Below are 20,409 nucleotides of genomic sequence, written 5' to 3'. Positions count from 1 at the left end.
CTTTGCCCATGCCTTGATCTCCTTGATTTCTAGTATGTGTATGTACGCTCTTGTAGATATGGATAGCAAGCTAATATTAGGAGTAAGAGAAAAGAAATTCAGGAATTATATATGTCTTTGAGACATGATATATGGTATAGTCCTGTAATATCCGGATTGACTAAGTCCAAGACATAGAGTTGCCAGTGTTCTGGTTTTTCCTCTGTTGACATCATAAGTTCTACACTGAGTCTGGATAATCTGAAGAAATCTGATGAATGGATAGCTTTATCGTCGCAAAACAGCTTTCATGTGCTAATATTGCTTAAGCCTGAGGGGTTGAAGATGACTGATAATAAGAAAGAACTGGAACGCGCAGAATTACATCGTACCATTTGGGGGATTGCAAATGACCTAAGAGGTAGTGTAGATGGTTGGGACTTCAAGCAATACGTACTTGGTATGCTGTTCTATCGATATATTTCCGAGAACTTGACTGAGTACATTAACCATGATGAACGAGAAACAGGGAATACAGATTTTGATTATACCAAGCTCTCGGATGATGTGGCAGAAGAGGCTCGCGAGGATTTAGTTCATACGAAAGGTTTCTTCATCTTACCAAGCGACCTCTTTCAAAATGTCCGGAAAAGAGCAGTTGCTGATGAGAACTTAAATGAAACATTGGAAAAAGTATTTCATAGTATTGAAAGTTCTGCACAGGAAGGTCCCAGTGAGAATAACTTCAAGGGTTTGTTTGATGATCTTGATGTCAATAGCAACAAACTTGGGGGGACCGTTGCCAAACGTAACGAGAAGATTATCAAGCTCATGAATGGTGTGGGTGAAATGAAATTGGGCGATTATCGCGACAATACCATCGATGCCTTTGGTGATGCCTATGAATTCTTGATGGGCATGTATGCCTCCAATGCAGGGAAGAGTGGTGGTGAATATTACACACCACAGGAAGTGAGCGAGCTTTTAACGCGTATCACCCTGGTTGGAAAAACGGAAGTAAATAAGGTCTATGACCCTGCCTGTGGATCAGGTTCTCTGCTATTGAAGTTTGCAAAGATTCTTGGCAAGGAAAATGTTCGGCAGGGTTTCTTTGGTCAAGAGATCAACATCACCACCTACAACCTGTGCCGTATCAATATGTTCCTGCATGATATTGACTATGACAAGTTCGACATCGGTCACGGAGATACCCTGACCGATCCCTTACACTGGGATGATGAACCGTTTGAGGCAATTGTTTCCAATCCACCGTATTCCATCAGATGGGACGGTGATGCCAATCCATTGATGATCAACGATCCAAGGTTTTCGCCTGCGGGAGTCCTTGCGCCAAAATCTAAGGCAGATTTGGCATTCATCATGCATTCACTTTCTTGGCTGGCCACCAGTGGAACTGCTGCTATCGTCTGCTTTCCAGGTGTGCTATATAGGAGTGGGGCAGAGAAAAAGATCCGAAAGTACCTGATTGATAATAATTTCATAGATTGTATAATCCAGCTTCCCGACAATCTGTTTTTTGGGACCAGTATTGCTACTTGTATCATGGTACTGAAGAAATCCAAGTCCGAAAATAGCACGCTATTCATTGATGCGTCTAAGGAGTGTATCAAGGGAACCAATAGTAATAAGCTGACACAGAAGAACATGGACACGATCATTGACGCATATAAGAATAGGGCTAATAGTGACCATGTTTCGGTTCTGATTCCAAATTCTGATATTACTGAGCAAGATTACAATCTTTCAGTGTCCACATACGTAGAACAGAAGGATACGAGAGAAATAATTGATATTACTTTCCTCAATGAGGAAATCGAAAAGATTGTGGTTCGAGAAGATGTTCTAAGACGTGAAATAAAAGCGATTATTGAAGAAATCGAGGAGACGGAATAATGCGATTGTCTGATGTGTTGTCCAGGGCTCCTACGCTCGAGTTCACGCAAGTGGAAGGATTTCTAGGTGAAAGAAAACTTGCAACAGGCAGACAGCGGAAAATACAAGCAGGAAATATCGCGTTAAATTTTTACTGTAAGAAGTGCATGGATTCTCGGACGTTCTACTCGGGTGAGGAAATCTATTGTATAGGAGTTAATGAGCATTTAGTTAGCATTGACTGTGTTCTCAGATGCCATTGTGGATCATCTGTTCAGGCTTGGTTCCTCGTAGATTGTGATGGTGATATCAGTGGAATCGCGCCTGAGATTCGTATTCTAAAACGTAGCGAAAAATTATCTAGCGAAGTATCAATCGATGAAGGTCGCTTTGGTAGTTTTTCTTTACTCATTGAGAAAGCTCAATTAGCTCATCGTGAAGGTTTTGGTGCTGGTGCAATAGTGTATCTACGGAAGGTTTTCGAGCAAATCACTGCCCAAACAGCTGATGCAACCGGAATTGTTTATGAAAAACATGCTAACGGGAATCCAAAGAATTTTTTTGATCTGCTTAGAAAGGTAGATGAACAATGCTCAATTATCCCACGGGAGTTTTCTGCAAATGGATATAAATTATTCCAAGAGCTAAGCAATATTGTCCACGGTGAAAATAATGAAGAGCAGGCATTAGTGAAATATGATTCACTGCTTAGGCTTGTCATTGGAATTCTGGATAATAATAAGATCAAGACGGAACTTATGGCTGCAAGCGGTGCATTGGGGTGGGATGATGGAGGAGATCAGTAATGGATAAACTTGATGAACTAATTAATAAGAATTGTCCGAATGGGGTTGATCGTGTCAAGCTCGGTACCATTGCTTTAATAAATAGGGGTGGAAATTTTCAAAAAAAAGATTTTGTTAAAAACGGGGTCCCTTGTATTCATTATGGGCAGATTTATACTCACTATAACTTGTTTTTCGACCACACAATCACCTATATAAATGATGAAGCTGCAAGCAAATCAAAGTTTGCTTCTCAAAATGATATAATTATGGCTGTTACGAGTGAGAATATTGAAGATGTATGTAAAAGTGTTGCTTGGTTGGGCAGAGAAAAGGTTGCAGTTAGTGGACATACTGCGATAATTCAACACAACCAAAATCCAAAATATCTATCGTATTACTTTCAATCAACAGAGTTCTATTCCCAGAAAGTAAAGCTAGCGCACGGTACAAAAGTAATTGAAGTGACGCCTAACAAATTATCAGATATTATGATTCCTCTACCACCTCTACCAGTACAGCAAGAAATCGTCCGAATATTGGACAATTTCACGGAGCTTACAGCGGAGCTTACAGCGGAGCTTACAGCGGAGCTTACAGCGAGAAATAAGCAATATGAATATTATCGTAATCTTCTGTTAAAATCTACAATTCCTAATGCCCGAGTCCTGGGGGAAAAGAGGAGGGAGTTGCTTTTAGGGAGTGTAGCTCAGATAACGAGTGGGAAGAACAAGAAAAAGCTAGAGGTTGGAAACTATCCAGTATATGGTTCAACGGGTGTTATTGGTTACACCGATAAACCAGTATACAGTGGGATTCGATTACTTGTTGCTAGAGTTGGGGCAAATTGCGGGTACATTCAGCAGGTAGATGGGAATTATGATGTCTCGGATAACACTCTTATTATAACATTAGCTGGTCAGATCAACTATCGATATATGTATCATCTACTGACTTGTATGCGATTAAATCAATATGCTAAAGGTGGTGGGCAACCCCTTTTAACGGCAGGACAGCTAAAGGCATTTGAAATATCGATTCCCTCATTCGAAGAGCAGATTCGAATAGCTGAGATTCTCGACCGCTTTGATGCTCTAAGCAATGACCTAACCAACGGTCTTCCTGCTGAAATTGAAGCAAGACGAAAACAATATGAGTATTATCGCGATAAGTTGTTGACCTTCAAGGAGGCGAAGTAATGAGCCTTTATAATATGGTGGCTTCAACCAACGAGAATACAGTTATCGCTGAGTATATACCTGAATATTCACCCTCAGGTTCATATCAAAGTGAGTCCCAATTGGAGCAGGAGTTTATCAGGCTTCTCCAAACTCAAGGATATGAATACCTGAAGATTCACAATGAGGCTTCCTTGCTAACCAACCTGAGGAAGCAGTTGGAGGTGCTCAACAGCTATTCGTTCTCTGATACTGAGTGGAACTGGTTCTTTCAGAAATGCGTATCCGGAGCGAATGATGGCATCATCGAGAAAACCCGACGGATACAGACCGATCATGTACAAGTGTTGAAAAAGGACGACGGTAGCACTAAGAATATCTATCATATTGATAAAAAGAATATCCATAACAATCGTCTGCAGGTCATCAACCAATATGAAGAATCTGAAGGGACCCATGGAACCCGATATGATGTAACCATTCTTGTGAACGGCCTTCCTCTGGTCCATGCCAGAATTGAAGCGTCGAGGGGTCGCGATTCGGGAAGCGTTCAACCAGATCAATCGGTATCAACGGGAAAGCTTTTGGGCAGCCAGCGGTCTGTATGAATATGTGCAGATTTTTCATCATCTCCAACGGGATCCCATACCAAGTACTATTCCAACACCACCCGTATAAGTCATATCAAGGAAACAGGAGAAGGGGAGCGAAGGAAAAGCAAGAAAACCAGCAACAGTTTCGAATTTTCCTCGTATTGGGCAGATGGGGAGAATCAAGTCAATACCCGATTTGATTGACTTTACAAAGACCTTTCTGGCCAAGCACACGATCTTGAACGTGCTCACCAAATACTGTGTGTTCACCTCAGAGTATTCTCTCTTGGTCATGCGGCCTTATCAGATTGTCGCGACTGAACGAATCCTCTCTCGGATTGAGATTTCTCACAACTACAAGAAAACCGGTACCCTAGAGGCCGGCGGTTATATATGGCATACGACAGGCAGGCGGTAAAACGCTAACCTCCTTCAAGGCAGCTCAGATCGCATCATCTCTGGACTATATCGATAAGGTATTGTTTGTAGTAGACCGCAAGGATCTCTGACTACCAGGACCATGAGGGAATTACGATCGGTTCCAAAAAGGTGCTGCGAACAGCAACGCCTCAACTCGGATACTGCAGAAACAACTCGAGGATACGACTTCTCGCATCATCATCACCACCATCCAGAAACTGGATGTGTTTGTATCTAAGAATAAGGGGCATGAGGTTTATAAGAAGCACGTTGTCATCATATTCGACGAATGCCACCGTTCGCAGTTTGGTGATATGCATCGAAAGATAGTGAAATCTTTCAGGCAATACCATCTGTTCGGATTTACCGGGACACCCATATTTGCTGCGAACGCTGGAAATGGTGGCAATCCGCTTATGAGGACCACACCCCAAGCTTTCGGAGAGAAACTGCACACCTATACCATAGTAGACGCCATCAACGACCAGAATGTTCTACCGTTCCGCATCGACTACATCAACACGGTGAAGATGAAGGATGAGGTAAGGGATAAGGATGTATCGGCGATCGATACGGAAGCGGCCATGATGGACCCTGTCCGTATCCGCGGGATTGTTGGCTATATCTTGGACCATTTCGATCAGAAGACGAAGCGCAACAGCTTCTATTCTCTGGAAGGCCAACGTGTCTCGGGGTTCAATTCCATATTGGCTGTCGGCTCGATCACAATGGCAAAGAAGTATTACATAGAATTGAAGAAACAGCTGGCTGAGCGAGGACGCAAACTCAACGTAGCGACAATCTTCAGCTATAGCGCCAATGAAGCAGAACAAGAGGATGTGTTCCCTGACGAGGATTTTGACACTAGCGGCTTGGATAAAAACTCTCGAGATTTTCTGGAATCAGCGATTGCGGATTATAATGACGATTTCAATGTGAATTATGACGCCTCTTCCGAAAAGTTCCAGAATTATTACAAAGACCTATCCCTGCGGATGAAGAAGCGTGAGGTAGACCTTCTTGTAGTCGTGAATATGTTCCTGACTGGATTCGATGCCACTACTCTCAATACGTTATGGGTGGACAAAAACCTCAGACAGCATGGCTTGATCCAAGCGTTCTCCCGTACCAACCGGATCCTGAATTCTATCAAAACGTTCGGTAATATCGTTTGCTTCCGGAATCTGCAGAAAGAGACAGATGAGGCTATCGCCCTTTTTGGCGATAAGGATGCTGGTAGCATCGTCCTGTTGAAGAACTATGAAGCCTACTACTATGGGTATGACGAAAATGGAAAGCATCAGCCTGGATACACAGAGCTCATAGAAGAGCTTGGCCAGCAATTCCCTCTTGGGCAATCAATCATCGGAGAGCAGAACCAGAAAGACTTCATCAGGCTGTTCGGAAGCTATTCTCAGACTCAAGAACATCCTGACGGCATTCGACAACTTTACGGGAAACGAGATACTATCTAGTCGGGAATTCCAAGATTACCAAGGTGTATATATCGACCTGTATCAAGAGTTGACGAAGGACAGGAAGGCCGACAAAGAAAAGATCAACGAAGATATTGTCTTTGAGATTGAGCTGATCAAGCAGGTTGAGATCAACATCGACTACATCCTGATGCTTGTGGCTAAGTTCCATGAATCGAACTGTGAAGATAAGAGTATCTTGGTTTCGATAGACAAGGCGATTAACTCCAGCATCCAATTGCGAAGCAAGAAGGAATTGATTGAGAACTTCATCCACACAATAAATGCATCGACTGTGGTGGATGAGGATTGGCGTAAGTTTGTCGTCGAGCAGAAGGAAACCGATCTAGCAACGCTTATCGAAGAGGAAAAACTCAAGCAGGAAGAGACACGGAAATTCATCAACAACTCATTCCGAGATGGTTCTCTGAAAACCACCGGTACGGACATCGACAGGATCATGCCACCGGTATCGAGATTTGGTGGAGGCAATAGAGCTGTGAAGAAGCAAGGAGTCATCGAAAAGTTGATGCAGTTCTTTGAGAAGTATTTCGGGCTTGTGTAATGGTGTTGAGCTTCGACTGGTTTCGTTAACTATCGTTTAGTATTTTTAAACACCAAACAAACACCATCAGCATGCCTGAGACCGCAAATCAGGCGTTCTATTGAGTGTTTTTGGTCATTTCGGTGTAAAGGAGTCATTTTCCTCGAAACTAACATCTGCACAATGTACTGAGGATAAATGCGATTTTGGGGCCTGAAAATGCTTATGACTGTTCTATAATCTTTCAGCTATTGATTGTAACAATTTGACCATATCAGATGTTTTCAGGTTGCTGTCCTCTGATCCCATATATTGCTTTTTCTGCATTTTGGGGGCGAGTAAATTGTCTTATATAATCGTTGGTCTGATAACAAGTAGCTCCTATATACATAATTACTTTCTTGTTATGTAAGTACGGCAGACCAATGAAAGCAATGAAACCGATAGATATCCAACTGTATCCAATAAAGATGATACTTTCAGAAAGTATCTCGATTCCTGTCTACCCACCAGGTGAACACCAGGTGAACTATACGAACCGTTATATGAAATTGTAAGAGCTACCCCCAAGGTAGCTGCAAGTGTAATTAAAACATTGGTAGCATATGGGAATAGTTCCTTGGTTACCAAATTCCATTGCCAACTCTGCTTTTTCCAACGGTAGTAGTTGGGTCAGCTGACCTTCCACAGGCGGCATTGTTCGCTCAGGAAAAGATTGAGTCCCTGTTCTTCATAGTACAAATCTTCCAGACTCGATGTATCGGGCACGGGTGTATGCATCTCCAGGTACTTTTTTTAAAAACCCAATCTCCACGGCTTGTTTCCCAAGCTTTCGAAGCATATTGTCCGATAATTCGTTCTGGTCCTTCTTATCCTTGAGCCCCTCCTTGCCGGCATTGATGAATGCAGACTTCCAATTGATCACCAAGTTGGGGTGGATGTTGTTCCCCTGTGCAATCTGGGAGACTGCCTTCTGTGACTGCAACGCCTCCATGGCAATTTTTGCCTTGAATCCGCTGGGAAAGGTTTTTCTTTGCTTGCCCATGCTGGTATGATATCTCCATATCAGTAGCCAGGACAATCTGCTTCACCTTATTCCCCTGTTCTATTCTGTCTTATATCCTAGGCTCATTATACTATTGCCTGGCATGCACAATTGAATTCTCTCCGTTGGTTGTCAACATCAATTTGAGAGCTTGACTGGTGGGTGATTTTGGGCCTGTTACCGTGTGAATAGACAGGTCGCAGACACAGTATCGGGATTCAAATAAAAACAAATGGTGATTTTCCAAAGAATGCATTGACAAAAGATGCATGTGTCTGTTAAAAACATAACAGTGTTATCGAAGATGGGAGGCAAGCATTTTGAGAAATGGATCAAGTGTTCAGGACCGGATTGTTCTAGCTGCCAAGCAAGAGTTCCTGAACCATGGATTCAAGGACGCGTCACTGCGACGGATTGCATCGACAGTCGGGATGACAACCGGAGCCATATATACCCATTTCAGGGACAAGCAGGATTTGTTCGACATGGTTGTATCCCCGGTAACCGAACAGTTGGAAAATGTGTTCACGGAGCTGAGCAGGACATATTACAACGATGAAGGAATCATAAACGAAATTTCGTATGAGAAGACTATTGCAGATCTGACCGTTGTGTATGATTTCATTTATAAAAATTTTGATGTTTTCAGGATATTGCTGCTTGGTTCCAGCGGGTCGACACACGAGGATTTCATTCACGTCCTGGTAAACCAAGAAGTTCGGCATACACAGGCCTATCTGGATAGGCTGAACATGTGGGGCAGTCAGGGTATACAGTTAGACCCTTCTGTGATGCACACCATATCGGAAGGATATATCAATGCACTGTTGGAGCCGGTCAGGCACGGTATGACCCATCAGCAGGCTCTCGGGAATCTTGATTTCATTGTGACGTTCTACACGGGAGGTTGGTTGAATGTGTTTGGCCGATGCTGTCTTGATTGAAAAGATTGTATTTTTTTTATATTAAAAGTTAGCTTGAGCTAACTTATAAAGAACAGGGGGTGGGCATGTTCGAATCATGAGAGAGAGGGGCTGTAAGAGTCGGCACGAACATGAAGATGGCATTACGAAAACCGTATTGCCGGGTTCTGATCATGCATTGCAAACGGTATCGGATAAAAGTGATCGATACTTGACTGAGGATGGTGAGAATTCAGAGAACCGGGTATTTCTTGAGAAAGGAGAAGGGTTGACATGGGCACGTTACGAAAATTGCAAACATACATGGCAGGCAGAAGAGCACTGCTTCCCGCCGCTTTGGCGGTTTCAGCATTGAGTTCTGTGGCAGCGATGGTACCGTACATTCTGGTATGGTTCATCATCAGGGAACTATTCACCAATGGAATTCAGGCCTCTGGTGCACGGATAGCTGTCTATGGCTGGTATTCGATGGGTTCAGCAGTGGCAAGCATTGTATTGTATTTCATCGCACTTTCATTTTCTCACCTTGCTGCCTTCAGGGTTGAGACAAATATGCGAAGGCAGGCGATGGCAAACATAATCAGGATGCCACTTGGATTTTTCAACAGTACTACTTCAGGTCGTATTCGAAAGATCATCGACGATAATGCCGGGATCACTCATGGATTTCTCGCGCATCAACTGCCTGATCTTGCCGCTACGATTCTGACACCACTTACCGTTCTCGTTCTGGTATTTGTATTTGACTGGCGACTAGGGTTGACGTGTCTGATACCGGTTTGCTTCTCGTTTGTCATCATGAGTTTCATGATGAGCAACAAAGGGAGAAACTTTATGCAACGATATATGACATCGCTGGAGCAAATGAATACGGAAGCTGTAGAGTATGTGCGCGGTATCCCCGTGGTCAAGGTCTTTCAGCAGACCGTGTATTCATTCAAGAACTTCCATAAGAGCATCACAGCTTACAAGCAAATGGTCTACAACTATACGCGAATGTGGGAAAAACCTATGGCTGCATATACAGTGGTGGTCAACAGTTTTGTGTTCCTGCTTGTGCCTGTAGCCATCTTGATCATCACCCACACCGGCACCGTTGCACAAACAATATTGAATCTTATTCTCTATGTCCTTCTCACTCCTGTATTTTCACAAAGCATCATGCGCAGCATGTATCTGAATCAAGCCTTGGGGCAGGCAAAAGAAGCCGTCGACCGTATTGAGAACCTTACCGACTATCCACTGCTTCCTGTATCTTCAAATCCTAAACATCTCAAAGGGTACACTATTCAATTCGATGCAGTATCGTTCAGGTACCCAGGAAAACAGAACATGGCTGTTGACTCGGTAAGCTTTGAGATTCCGCAGGGGAAAACCACTGCTCTTGTTGGAGCCTCCGGCAGTGGAAAGACAACCCTGGCCAGACTTGTTCCCCGCTTCTGGGATGCCGACAGTGGTTCTGTGCGGATCGGAGAAACTGATGTACGGCAACTTGTTCCCGCAGAGCTGATGGCTTCCATCTCCTTTGTGTTTCAAAATACCCATCTATTCAAGACGTCCTTGTTGGAGAATCTGCGTTTTGGCAATCCTGAAGCAACATTGCAGGATATTGAACGGGCTGTGGACCAGGCACAATGTAGAGAAATCATCGACAAGCTTCCCCATGGCCTCTATACAAAGATTGGGACCGAGGGGACCTATCTCTCCGGTGGAGAACAACAGCGGATTGTGCTTGCCCGCGCGATTTTGAAAAATGCTCCTATTGTAATACTCGATGAGGCAACAGCCTTTACCGATCCAGAAAATGAACACCTGATCCAGCAAGCCTTCAAGAAGCTTACTGACACAAAAACCGTGCTCATGATTGCCCATCGTCTTACCAGCGTAACATCCGCTGACAATATCATTGTTCTGGATGCAGGCATGATCGTCGAACAAGGCAGCCATACGCAATTGCTAGGCAATAAAGGCTTATACGCAAAAATGTGGAATGAATATCAACAATCAGTCAATTGGAAAATCGGCAAGGAGGAGCTTGATGCTTAATATCATTCGAAAACGGTTCGCGCTCTCAAACAAGGGAGCAAAGGATTTTGTCATTGGGGCTTTGTGGACTATGGTACAGGATATCTCCCTAATGCTTCCTGTCGTATATATGTTTTCGTTTCTCGAAGACAGATTGAGTACTGTCTTTGACTCCTCGGCAAACCCAAGCCATGGGCTTTGGTATTATGTCCTGCTTGGTATCAGCTTCATGCTGATTATGTTTATGATTGCGATAGTCCAATATCGAAACACCTATACTACGGTGTATGAAGAGAGCGCCAACCGCAGAATCTCACTTGCAGAGAAGTTGCGCAGACTCCCTCTGGCTTTCTTCGGGGAAAAGAATCTCTCCGATCTCAGCTCCACCATCATGGAGGATTGTACCGATCTCGAGCATACCTTCAGCCACGCAGTACCGCAATTGTTTGCTTCTATCCTTGGTATAGCACTTATGGCGATTGGGTTGTTTGTCTACAACTGGCAACTTTCTCTGGCTTTATTCTGGGTGGTTCCCTTTGCTGCGGTGGTAATCCTGGTATCGAAGAAGATCCAGAAACGGGAGTTCCTTGCTGGCTACAAAATCAAACGTGAGGTGACCGAGCATATTCAGGAGGGACTGGAAACCATAGGGGAGATACAATCGTACCAGCAGGAAGCAGCGTATCTGGGAACTGTGAATGAAACAATTGATCGATACGAGAAGCAGTTGATCAAAGGCGAGTTGTTCGTCGGTGCGTTGGTAAACACTTCGCAAAGTTTACTCAAATTGGGATTGGTCAGCGTCATCATTGTCGGGGCTAACCTCCTCATCGCCCAAAGTATTGATCTTTTCACCTACCTGGTGTTCCTGTTGGTTGCCTCGAGAATCTATGTACCGATGGGTGAGGTCTTCAACAATCTTGCAGCTCTCTTCTTTCTTGATATACGCATCAATCGGATGAACGAGATGGAAGAGTTGCCGATTCAACAAGGTCGTACACAGTTCAATCCGAAACACTATACGATTGAGTTCGACCATGCATTTTTCTCTTACGAAGAGGGAAAGCCGGTAATATCCGATGTCAGCTTCGTTGCAAAACAAGGGGAAATTACCGCATTGGTGGGCCCGTCCGGTGGGGGTAAGAGTACCTGCGCAAAGCTCAGTGCCAGATTCTGGGATTGTGATAAGGGAACCATTCGTCTCGGAGGTTACGATATCAGTACCATCGATCCGGAAACTCTTCTCAAGCAGTTTTCCGTGGTATTCCAGGATGTAGTGTTGTTCAACACGTCGGTTATGGAAAATATCCGGATCGGCAGGCGCGAGGCGACCGATGAGCAGGTCATGCAGGCTGCACAGCTTGCCCAATGTGATGAATTCATCAAGATCATGCCACAAGGAATTCATACGGTGATCGGGGAAAATGGAGAGACGCTGTCCGGCGGTGAGCGTCAGCGAATTTCCATAGCCAGAGCGTTGCTCAAGGATGCCCCGATCGTATTGCTTGATGAGGCTACAGCTTCCTTGGATGTCGAAAATGAGACGAAAATCCAAGCAGCCATTTCCTCCCTGATTCAAGATAAGACCGTTCTAATTATTGCCCATCGCATGCGCACGGTGGCAAAGGCCGATCACATCGTAGTCCTTGAGGGGGGAGCGGTTGCAGAACAGGGGGCACACAAACGACTTCTTGCAAACAATGGCACCTATGCAAGGATGTGGAATCTTCAGCAGCAGAGTACTGTTTGGAATATCTAGTGCACACGAAGGAGTTATGTATGAGACAGGGAAAGCTTCAAACAAGAGATCTGATTACCGTTGGCTTTTTACTGTAATGTATTTCGTGTTGTTCTTCATTATGGGAATGTTGATGCCTTTCTGGATTATGCGCGATGTGTACGAAAAGATGATGCTCGATAGTATTGGCATTGATTATACATGCGTCGTACTGGACTTGTTTGAAAAGATTGTCTGGGCTGGTCATGGGGTATTCCTTGCTTAGTTCCACTTCGGTTAGTGAATTCCTTGCACTCATGGAGAGATTACATATCCCCTATTTCTTCCTCAAGATCTGGGAGAGGAGCAAGAGATACCCCAAGAACCGTTCAATCGCAAAAGCCAAGGAGAAACGGATTCAGGCTAGAGTGGAGTGGGAGAAATCCTACAAGAAAATTTCATGGACCAAAAGAACTCCCTGCTATCTTGCAAGGAGTTCTGATTTTTGGGCCCAGAAGGACTTGCCCCTTCGACCCACGGATTATGAGCGACCATTTAGTCACATCTAATTTATTTCATTATGTTCCTAAATTGATCAGCTACCAAGCATTATAAAACAACACAAAACAGTATAAGACACCCTTGAATTGGTATATTCTTTGGCACATTAATTTTGTTTTTCTTGTCATAATTATATTTATTAGGCATTTACGGTCATCCTTCCAATCTTCTTTGAAATGTAAAGAGCTGAATATATATAATCATTAGAAGAAGTACCCTATGCGATTTTTCTATTGCATCTGCCATCTTGTATAGTTTATTCTGATAGGAAAATAGAGGCATTAATCAAAATATACAAAGTTCCTACATAAACTTGTCTGATTTTTAAAAGGGACCGAAGTCTACAAGACTTTAGTCTGGTCCTTGCCTCAGGAGGATTCCTATGAACAAACAACAACTAGCTTCTAAAATTTGGGAAGCAGCCAATAAGATGCGCTCAAAAATCGAGGCCAACGAATATAAGGATTATATTCTTGGTTTCATTTTCTACAAATTCCTGTCTGACAAGGAAATGAAATTTCTGAAAAGCAACAATTTTGAACAAGAGGATATAAAGGCCCTTTCTGAAGACGATGGTGAAACGGTGGATTATATTCAGCGGAATGTGGGCTACTTCATTTCGTATCACCATCTCTTCTCTACTTGGTTGGAGATGGGCAAGGACTTTGATGTGTCCAATGTCAGGGACGCCCTTTCAGCGTTCAACCGGAATATCAATCCATCACACAAGAAAGTGTTCGAGAAGATTTTTGATACGTTGCAGACAGGTCTGAGCAAGCTTGGCGACAGCTCGGGGACACAGACCAAGGCGGTCAGGGACCTTATCCAGTTGATCAAGGTAATACCCATGGATGGCAAGCAAGGCTATGATGTGCTTGGTTTCATCTATGAGTACCTGATCAGCATGTTCGCAGCAAGTGCCGGTAAAAAGGCGGGGGAGTTCTATACCCCTCACGAGGTATCTCTCTTGATGTCTGAGATAGTGGCTGACCATCTCAAAAACAGAAAAGAGATAAAGATATATGATCCTACAAGTGGGTCGGGATCATTGTTGATCAATATCGGGCGGTCGGTTGCCAAACACATCGAGGATGAGAACAGCATCAAGTATTTCGCCCAGGAGCTGAAGGAAAACACCTATAACCTTACCCGTATGAACATGGTCATGCGAGGGATTCTCCCTGATAATATTGTCACCCGCAACGGTGATACGCTCGAGGATGACTGGCCATATTTTGATGAGAATGATCCGGTTAATACCTACGATCCCCTGTATGTGGATGCAGTTGTCTCCAATCCTCCCTATTCACAGGCTTGGGACCCTTCCAACAAGGAGTCGGATCCGAGGTACTCCCGGTTTGGACTTGCCCCTAAAAGCAAGGCGGACTATGCCTTCCTCCTGCATGATCTCTACCACCTGAAACCTGATGGAATAATGACCATTGTGCTGCCCCATGGCGTTTTGTTCCGAGGAGGCGAAGAGGAAAGGATTCGAAAGAATCTCATTGAATACAACCATATCGATGCGGTAATCGGCCTTCCTGCCAATATCTTCTTCGGTACAGGAATTCCAACCATTATCATGGTATTAAAAATGAATAGGAAATCCGATAATGTGTTGGTAGTGGATGCATCCAAAGGATTCACTAAGGTTGGAAAGAACAATAAGCTCAGGGCATCAGACATCAAGCGGATAGTCGATGTGGTTACCAGCAGAAAAGATACCCTGGCATTTTCAAGGTTGGTGAGCAAAGAGGAGATTCGCAAAAACGAATATAATCTGAATATTCCAAGGTATGTTGATTCCTCTGATGCATCGGAGAAATGGGACATTTATTCTTTGATGCTCGGGGGGATCCCCGAAAACGAAATCAATGATTTGCAGGACTACTGGGAAGCTTTTCCAGGACTTCAGGATAAATTGTTTGCAAAGGCTGATGGGCCATACAGAACCTTGGCAGTGAAAGATATAAAAGAAACTGTAATGTCCCATCCTAGTATCATCAGATTCGTGGAAAGCTTTTCACGTGCCTTTGATGGTTTTGGTGACAGACTTAGAAATGATCTGGTTTTTGGAATGCAAGACTTAAACATCATCAACGAGGAGTCGGTTATCAGTGATGATATTTTCTCACGGCTCAAGGGAATTCCGTTGGTCGACAAGTATGATGTCTATCAATTGCTGGATGATGAATGGGCTAGCATAACGATAGACTTGGAGATACTGCAGACTGAAGGATTTGATTCCTCAAGAAAAGTAGATCCCAGGATGATCATGAAGAAGGATGAAGAGGTTCAGGATGGATGGCGGGGACGGGTGATTCCCTTTGAGCTGATTGAGAAGACTATCCTAAAAGATCAATACAGGCAACTCCATGTAATCGAGGATAGGATTTCTGAAATAAATGCAAGCTATGAAGAGATCTTGGATTCTTTTTCCGAAGAGGAGAAAGAATCGGATGCGGTCAATGATGCCAAGGATAGCTTTGTCGCAGCCTGGATTGTAAAGGAAGCAAAAAGATTGCTTGCTGATAAGAAAAAAGGAATTCAAATCCCAGAAGACTCGTTTGAGGCAAAAATCATAACAGTCAATGCGCTGATATCAGAAGAGAAACAACTGAAATCGAAGCTTAAATTACAGTCTGCAGAGCTGCAAACCAGAACGAAGAAAGTAATCGAGAGTCTGAGTGATGATGAGACCAGGACACTGCTTTATGCAAAATGGATTGAACCCCTCCTGAATAGTATCGATTCAATTCCCAAGACGGTCTTGGACGGACTGATAACGAAGGTCGAATCGCTCACTGAAAAATACAAGACCACCTTCTCTGAAATTGAGGATGAACTGCATGAAACCCAAATTGCCTTGGGTTCCATGATGAAAGACCTGACGGGTAGCAACCATGATCTGGAAGGGCTTGAAGAATTCATGTCGTTATTGGGGGTGGAGTGATATGTCAGAGAATGCAAGGAAACCTTCAATTCGATTTGCTGGGTTCGATGATGCTTGGGAACAGCGTAAGCTTGATGACTTCGTATCGAGCATTACAAGAACAGACTCGGAATCTACTGCTCCTGTGAAAATGATTTCAGCAGCAAGTGGGTTTATAAATCAATCAGAGAAGTATTCGAGTGATAATGCAGGGCAAAGTTTGGCAAAATATATTCTCTTGAAAAGGGGAGAGCTGGCATACAATCATGGGGCTTCTAAATACAAGCCCTACGGTTCATGTTTCGCACTAAATGTTGATGAAGCAAGGATTCCATTCGTCTATCATTGTTTTGGGGTCGGAGATAATAACCCATATTTCACGGCGATTGTCTTAAATGATACGCGAGTAGACAAGCAATTGCGGCGGCTTGTTTCATCTGGTGCTAGGATGGATGGGTTACTAAATATTTCATTCGAAGCTTATAAAACGATTGAAGTAATGATGCCGAGCAATGCTGAACAAGACAAGATTTTTAAGTTTTTTGCTGATCTTGACAATCTTATCACCCTTCATCAGCGTAAGTATGAAAAAATGGTTTTTATAAAAAAATCTATGCTCGAGAAAATGTTCCCGAAAAACGGCTCAAGCATTCCAGAGATAAGGTTTGTCGGATTTACTGACCCTTGGGAACAGCGTAAGGTTATTAATGTAGCGCCTTTGCAAAGAGGATTTGACCTCCCACGACAGAAAATGCAGAGTGGATGTTATCCTGTTGTAATGTCAAATGGAATTAGCGGATATCATTCTGAATACAAGGTAAAAGCACCAGGTGTAGTTACTGGACGTTCTGGGACTATCGGCAATATTCATTATATAAATCAAGATTATTGGCCCCACAACACCGCTTTATGGGTTACAGACTTCAGAGGCAATTACCCACTATATATATTTTACATGTATCAGAATTTGAATTTGATTCGGTTTGGAACAGGTAGCGGTGTACCAACATTGAACAGAAATGATGTTCACAGTGTTGAAGTATATTTACCAAGACTTAAGGAACAGCAAAGGATTTCTACATTCCTACACGACTTGGACAACCTTATCACTCTTCATCAACGTAAGCTTGAGAAGTTGAAGAATATCAAGAAATCAATGCTCGAAAGAATGTTTGTATAAGGCGGGTATAGAGATGAATCAAACTACTTCAGTATTCACGAAGGAATCAGAGTTCGAAAAGGCTCTCATTGAAGAGCTCTCCAGAAAAGGCTGGGAACAGCAGGTGATCAAGAACCCGACTGAGAAAGACCTGGTCGAGAACTGGAAAGAGATCCTTAACAACAACAATATGATTCGTGATAGGCTGAATGGTCACCCTCTGACCGATGGTGAGATGCAGCAAATACTGGAACAGGTTATAGCACTGAGAACGCCTCTTAAGCTGAACGGCTTCATCAATGGAAAGACAGTCTCCATCAAGCGTGACAATCCGAAAGATACTGAACACTTCGGGAAAGAAATCAGTCTCAAAATTTATGACCGTAACGAGATTGCAGCCGGGCAAAGCCGCTACCAGATAGTGCAGCAACCGAAATTCACCTCACGTGAAGCAATTGCAAATGATCGCAGGGGTGATTTGATGCTCTTGATAAACGGGATGCCTGTAATACATATCGAATTGAAGAGAAGCGGCATTTCCGTTAGCCAAGCATACAACCAGATTGAGAAATATGCATATGAGGGGATCTTTTCTGGTCTCTTTTCTCTCATCCAAGTATTTGTAGCGATGGAGCCGAATGAGGCGGTTTACTTTGCAAACCCCGGCCCGGAGGGGAAATTCGTCAAGGACTACTATTTCCACTGGGCTGATTTCAACAATATACCAATCAATGGGTGGCAAGATATTGTGTCGGCTCTTCTCTCCATACCAATGGCGCATCAGCTGATTGGTTTCTATACTGTTGCTGATGGTTCTGACGGTATTCTCAAGGTGATGCGCAGCTATCAGTACTATGCTTCAAGTGCCATCTCCGATAGGGTGTCCAAGGCTCTCTGGGATGGGGGTGAGATGAGGGGTGGGTACATTTGGCATACAACAGGGTCCGGGAAGACAATGACAAGCTTCAAGTCTGCCCAGCTGATAGCCAATTCCAAAGATGCTGACAAGGTTGTATTCCTCATGGATAGGATTGAGCTTGGGACCCAATCTCTCAAGGAATACCGAGGGTTCGCAAATGAGACGGAGGATGTCCAGGCCACAGAGGATACATATGTGCTCATATCCCGATTGAAGAGTTCGAATCCTGCTGATACACTCATAGTCACCTCGATTCAGAAGATGAGCAGGATCAACGACGATGGACTTGGTGCACGCGACTTAGCTAAGATCAATTCCAAGAGGATGGTATTCATTGTGGATGAAGCACATCGTTCCACGTTCGGGGAGATGCTCCTGACCATAAAGAAAACCTTTCCTAGGGCAATGTTCTTCGGTTTTACGGGGACGCCTATATTGGAAGAAAATCAGAAAAAGAAAAGTACCACTTCCACTGTTTTTGGGGATGAGCTTCACCGGTATAGTATAGCGGATGGAATTCGTGACAGGAATGTCCTTGGATTCGATCCCTACAAGGTTCTTACATTCCGTGACAAGGACCTAAGGAAAGCTGTTGCATTGGAAAAAGCAAAAGCAGATTCAGTAGAAGAAGCAATAATGGATCCAAAGAAAAGCAGGATCTACTATCGATTCATGAATGAAGTACCGATGGCTGGGTATGTTGGCGAGGATGGAGCAGAGGTCTGGGGGAATGAGGATTATATTCCTACTCCCCAATATCTTTCTCCCGAACACCAACAAATGGTAGTAAAAGACATAATCGAAAATTGGCCTACCTTGAGCCGTGGCGGTAAGTTTCATGCAATCTTTGCAACCAGTAGTATTCATGAAGCAATAATATATTATAGGTTGCTGAAATCTGAAAAACCAGATTTGAGAGTGACCTGTCTTTTTGATCCTGGGATAGATAATAATGGTGGGGTAGAATTCAAAGAAGATGGACTTATAGAGATTGTAACAGATTATAATGCCAGATACGGCCAAGACTTTACCCTCTCGAATTATGACAAGTTTAAAAAAGATATTGCAAACAGGCTTGCCCATAAGGATCCTTATCAGCAGATCCACCGAACACCTGAAAAACAGATCGATATCCTGATTGTTGTTGACCAGATGCTTACAGGTTTTGATTCCAAATGGTTGAATACTCTATATCTGGATAAACTACTCCAGTATGAAAATATCATCCAGGCCTTTTCGAGGACCAACAGGATATTCGGTCCAGATAAGCCTTTTGGGATGATCAGATATTACAGGAAGCCCCACACGATGGAAAAGAATATCGAGAAGGCCGTAAAACTTTATTCGGGCGACAGGCCCTTTGATCTCTTCGTCGAGAAACTCGACAAGAACTTGGAGAATCTAAATTTGATATATGCAGAAATTACTGATCTCTTCACCCAAGCTGGGATTCCGGATCGAGAAAAGCTTCCAGCCGATAATTCTGAAAAAGGCAAGTTTGCATCGCTTTTCAAGGATCTCAACGATTACCTTGAGGCGGCCAGGGTGCAGGGTTTCGTATGGGAAAAGACTAATTACTCGTTTGGTGAAGGTGAAGAAAAGAAAACAATTGTAATATCATTTGAAGAGAATGAATATCTCATCCTTGCCCAACGATACAAAGAACTTTTTTCTGATAGCGATGGGAAATCGGAAACTCCCGATGAAGTCCCCTTTGCTATAGATGGAAACCTTACGGAGATTGATACCGGCAGGATCGATAGAGAATATATGGATTCCCGGTTCGAGAAATATTTGAAGGCGCTAAACCTAGGTGATGAGGAGGAAAAGCAGAAGACACTGGATGAGCTTCACAAGTCATTTGCTGCCCTTACACAGGAAGAGCAGAAATATGCTGCATTGTTTCTCCATGACATCCAAAGAGGAAGCGTGGCCATTGAGGCGGGAAAGACATTCAAGGATTATGTAATTGAGTATCAGGCAAGAATCAAGAACGATCAGATACACAAGCTGGCTTCAGTGTTTGGCATGGATGAGGAGAAGCTGAGGGGTTTCATGAAATTCCGGGCAACCCCATCCAATCTTAATGAATACGGTCGGTTCGATGACTTGGTCAGCACAGTTGATAGGACGAAGGCGAAAGCGTTCCTTGAAGATTTTGAGAAAACGAAGCTCAAGGAGTACAAGGTTACGATAAAAATTGATAAGTTCTTGCGGGATTTTATCATCAAAGGCGGGTTTGATGTCTGAACATCTAGTTT

General features: G+C 43.5%; 16 protein-coding genes and 1 pseudogene. 16 read left to right on the top strand and 1 reads right to left on the bottom strand.

The window, feature by feature from the left end; all coding sequences use genetic code 11:
* The first annotated feature begins 324 nt into the window (after nt 1–324).
* From ACHZBG_RS11555 to ACHZBG_RS11520, 8 genes and pseudogenes are all read left to right on the top strand, one after another.
* The gene (locus ACHZBG_RS11555) at nt 325–1,893 is read left to right on the top strand and encodes a type I restriction-modification system subunit M (RefSeq protein ID WP_320129610.1); all 1,569 of its coding nucleotides are present in this window, start codon (nt 325–327) and stop codon (nt 1,891–1,893) included.
* The gene (locus ACHZBG_RS11550) at nt 1,893–2,678 is read left to right on the top strand and encodes a hypothetical protein (RefSeq protein WP_320129609.1); all 786 of its coding nucleotides are present in this window, start codon (nt 1,893–1,895) and stop codon (nt 2,676–2,678) included. The genes ACHZBG_RS11555 and ACHZBG_RS11550 overlap by 1 nt, the downstream gene beginning before the upstream one ends.
* Entirely contained in the window at nt 2,678–3,856 is a 1,179-nt protein-coding gene (locus tag ACHZBG_RS11545; protein WP_320129608.1) for a restriction endonuclease subunit S, read from the top strand. Before ACHZBG_RS11550 ends, ACHZBG_RS11545 begins: the two co-directional genes overlap by 1 nt.
* Nucleotides 3,856–4,443, top strand: coding sequence for a type I restriction endonuclease (locus ACHZBG_RS11540; protein WP_320129607.1), 588 nt, complete (start codon nt 3,856–3,858; stop codon nt 4,441–4,443). Before ACHZBG_RS11545 ends, ACHZBG_RS11540 begins: the two co-directional genes overlap by 1 nt.
* Nucleotides 4,394–4,513, top strand: a complete 120-nt coding sequence (locus tag ACHZBG_RS11535) for a hypothetical protein (protein WP_394699402.1) — start codon at nt 4,394–4,396, stop codon at nt 4,511–4,513. Before ACHZBG_RS11540 ends, ACHZBG_RS11535 begins: the two co-directional genes overlap by 50 nt.
* Nucleotides 4,514–4,597: 84 nt before the next feature.
* Entirely contained in the window at nt 4,598–4,846 is a 249-nt protein-coding gene (locus tag ACHZBG_RS11530) for a hypothetical protein (protein WP_320129606.1), read from the top strand.
* A pseudogene (locus ACHZBG_RS11525) lies at nt 4,818–6,323 on the top strand (HsdR family type I site-specific deoxyribonuclease). Before ACHZBG_RS11530 ends, ACHZBG_RS11525 begins: the two are co-directional and overlap by 29 nt.
* The gene (locus tag ACHZBG_RS11520; protein ID WP_320130066.1) at nt 6,259–6,888 is read left to right on the top strand and encodes a hypothetical protein; all 630 of its coding nucleotides are present in this window, start codon (nt 6,259–6,261) and stop codon (nt 6,886–6,888) included. The pseudogene ACHZBG_RS11525 and the gene ACHZBG_RS11520 overlap by 65 nt, the downstream one beginning before the upstream one ends.
* 709 nt (nt 6,889–7,597) lie before the next feature.
* On the opposite strand, the gene ACHZBG_RS11515 is transcribed toward ACHZBG_RS11520, so the two are convergent.
* Nucleotides 7,598–7,912, bottom strand: a complete 315-nt coding sequence (locus tag ACHZBG_RS11515; RefSeq protein WP_320129605.1) for a transposase — start codon at nt 7,910–7,912, stop codon at nt 7,598–7,600.
* A 320-nt stretch (nt 7,913–8,232) separates the two neighbouring features.
* On the opposite strand from ACHZBG_RS11515, the gene ACHZBG_RS11510 reads away from it, so the two are divergent.
* The 8 genes from ACHZBG_RS11510 (at nt 8,233) to ACHZBG_RS11475 (ending at nt 20,398) form a co-directional block, all read left to right on the top strand.
* Nucleotides 8,233–8,856: a TetR/AcrR family transcriptional regulator gene (locus ACHZBG_RS11510; protein WP_320129604.1), complete on the top strand. Its 624-nt coding sequence runs from the start codon at nt 8,233–8,235 to the stop codon at nt 8,854–8,856.
* A 282-nt stretch (nt 8,857–9,138) separates the two neighbouring features.
* Complete coding sequence (locus ACHZBG_RS11505) at nt 9,139–10,881, top strand: ABC transporter ATP-binding protein (RefSeq protein WP_320129603.1); 1,743 nt, start codon at nt 9,139–9,141, stop codon at nt 10,879–10,881.
* Nucleotides 10,874–12,619 (top strand): ABC transporter ATP-binding protein, encoded by a 1,746-nt coding sequence (locus ACHZBG_RS11500; RefSeq protein WP_320129602.1) that lies wholly within the window; start codon nt 10,874–10,876, stop codon nt 12,617–12,619. Before ACHZBG_RS11505 ends, ACHZBG_RS11500 begins: the two co-directional genes overlap by 8 nt.
* A 16-nt stretch (nt 12,620–12,635) precedes the next feature.
* Nucleotides 12,636–12,863 carry a hypothetical protein gene (locus ACHZBG_RS11495; RefSeq protein ID WP_320129601.1) on the top strand — a complete coding sequence of 76 codons (228 nt, stop codon included), beginning with the start codon at nt 12,636–12,638 and terminating at the stop codon, nt 12,861–12,863.
* Nucleotides 12,820–13,146 (top strand): hypothetical protein, encoded by a 327-nt coding sequence (locus ACHZBG_RS11490; protein WP_320129600.1) that lies wholly within the window; start codon nt 12,820–12,822, stop codon nt 13,144–13,146. The genes ACHZBG_RS11495 and ACHZBG_RS11490 overlap by 44 nt, the downstream gene beginning before the upstream one ends.
* A 374-nt stretch (nt 13,147–13,520) precedes the next feature.
* A complete protein-coding gene (locus ACHZBG_RS11485) occupies nt 13,521–16,091 on the top strand; it encodes a type I restriction-modification system subunit M (protein WP_320129599.1) in 2,571 nt (856 codons plus the stop codon).
* A gap of 1 nt (nt 16,092) precedes the next feature.
* Nucleotides 16,093–17,250 carry a restriction endonuclease subunit S gene (locus tag ACHZBG_RS11480; protein ID WP_320129598.1) on the top strand — a complete coding sequence of 386 codons (1,158 nt, stop codon included), beginning with the start codon at nt 16,093–16,095 and terminating at the stop codon, nt 17,248–17,250.
* A gap of 13 nt (nt 17,251–17,263) precedes the next feature.
* Nucleotides 17,264–20,398 (top strand): HsdR family type I site-specific deoxyribonuclease, encoded by a 3,135-nt coding sequence (locus tag ACHZBG_RS11475; protein ID WP_320129597.1) that lies wholly within the window; start codon nt 17,264–17,266, stop codon nt 20,396–20,398.
* The last annotated feature ends 11 nt before the right edge of the window (nt 20,399–20,409 follow it).

Source organism: uncultured Sphaerochaeta sp. (assembly GCF_963676625.2).
Taxonomy (GTDB): domain Bacteria; phylum Spirochaetota; class Spirochaetia; order Sphaerochaetales; family Sphaerochaetaceae; genus Sphaerochaeta.
This window is presented reverse-complemented; position numbering and strand designations above follow the sequence as displayed.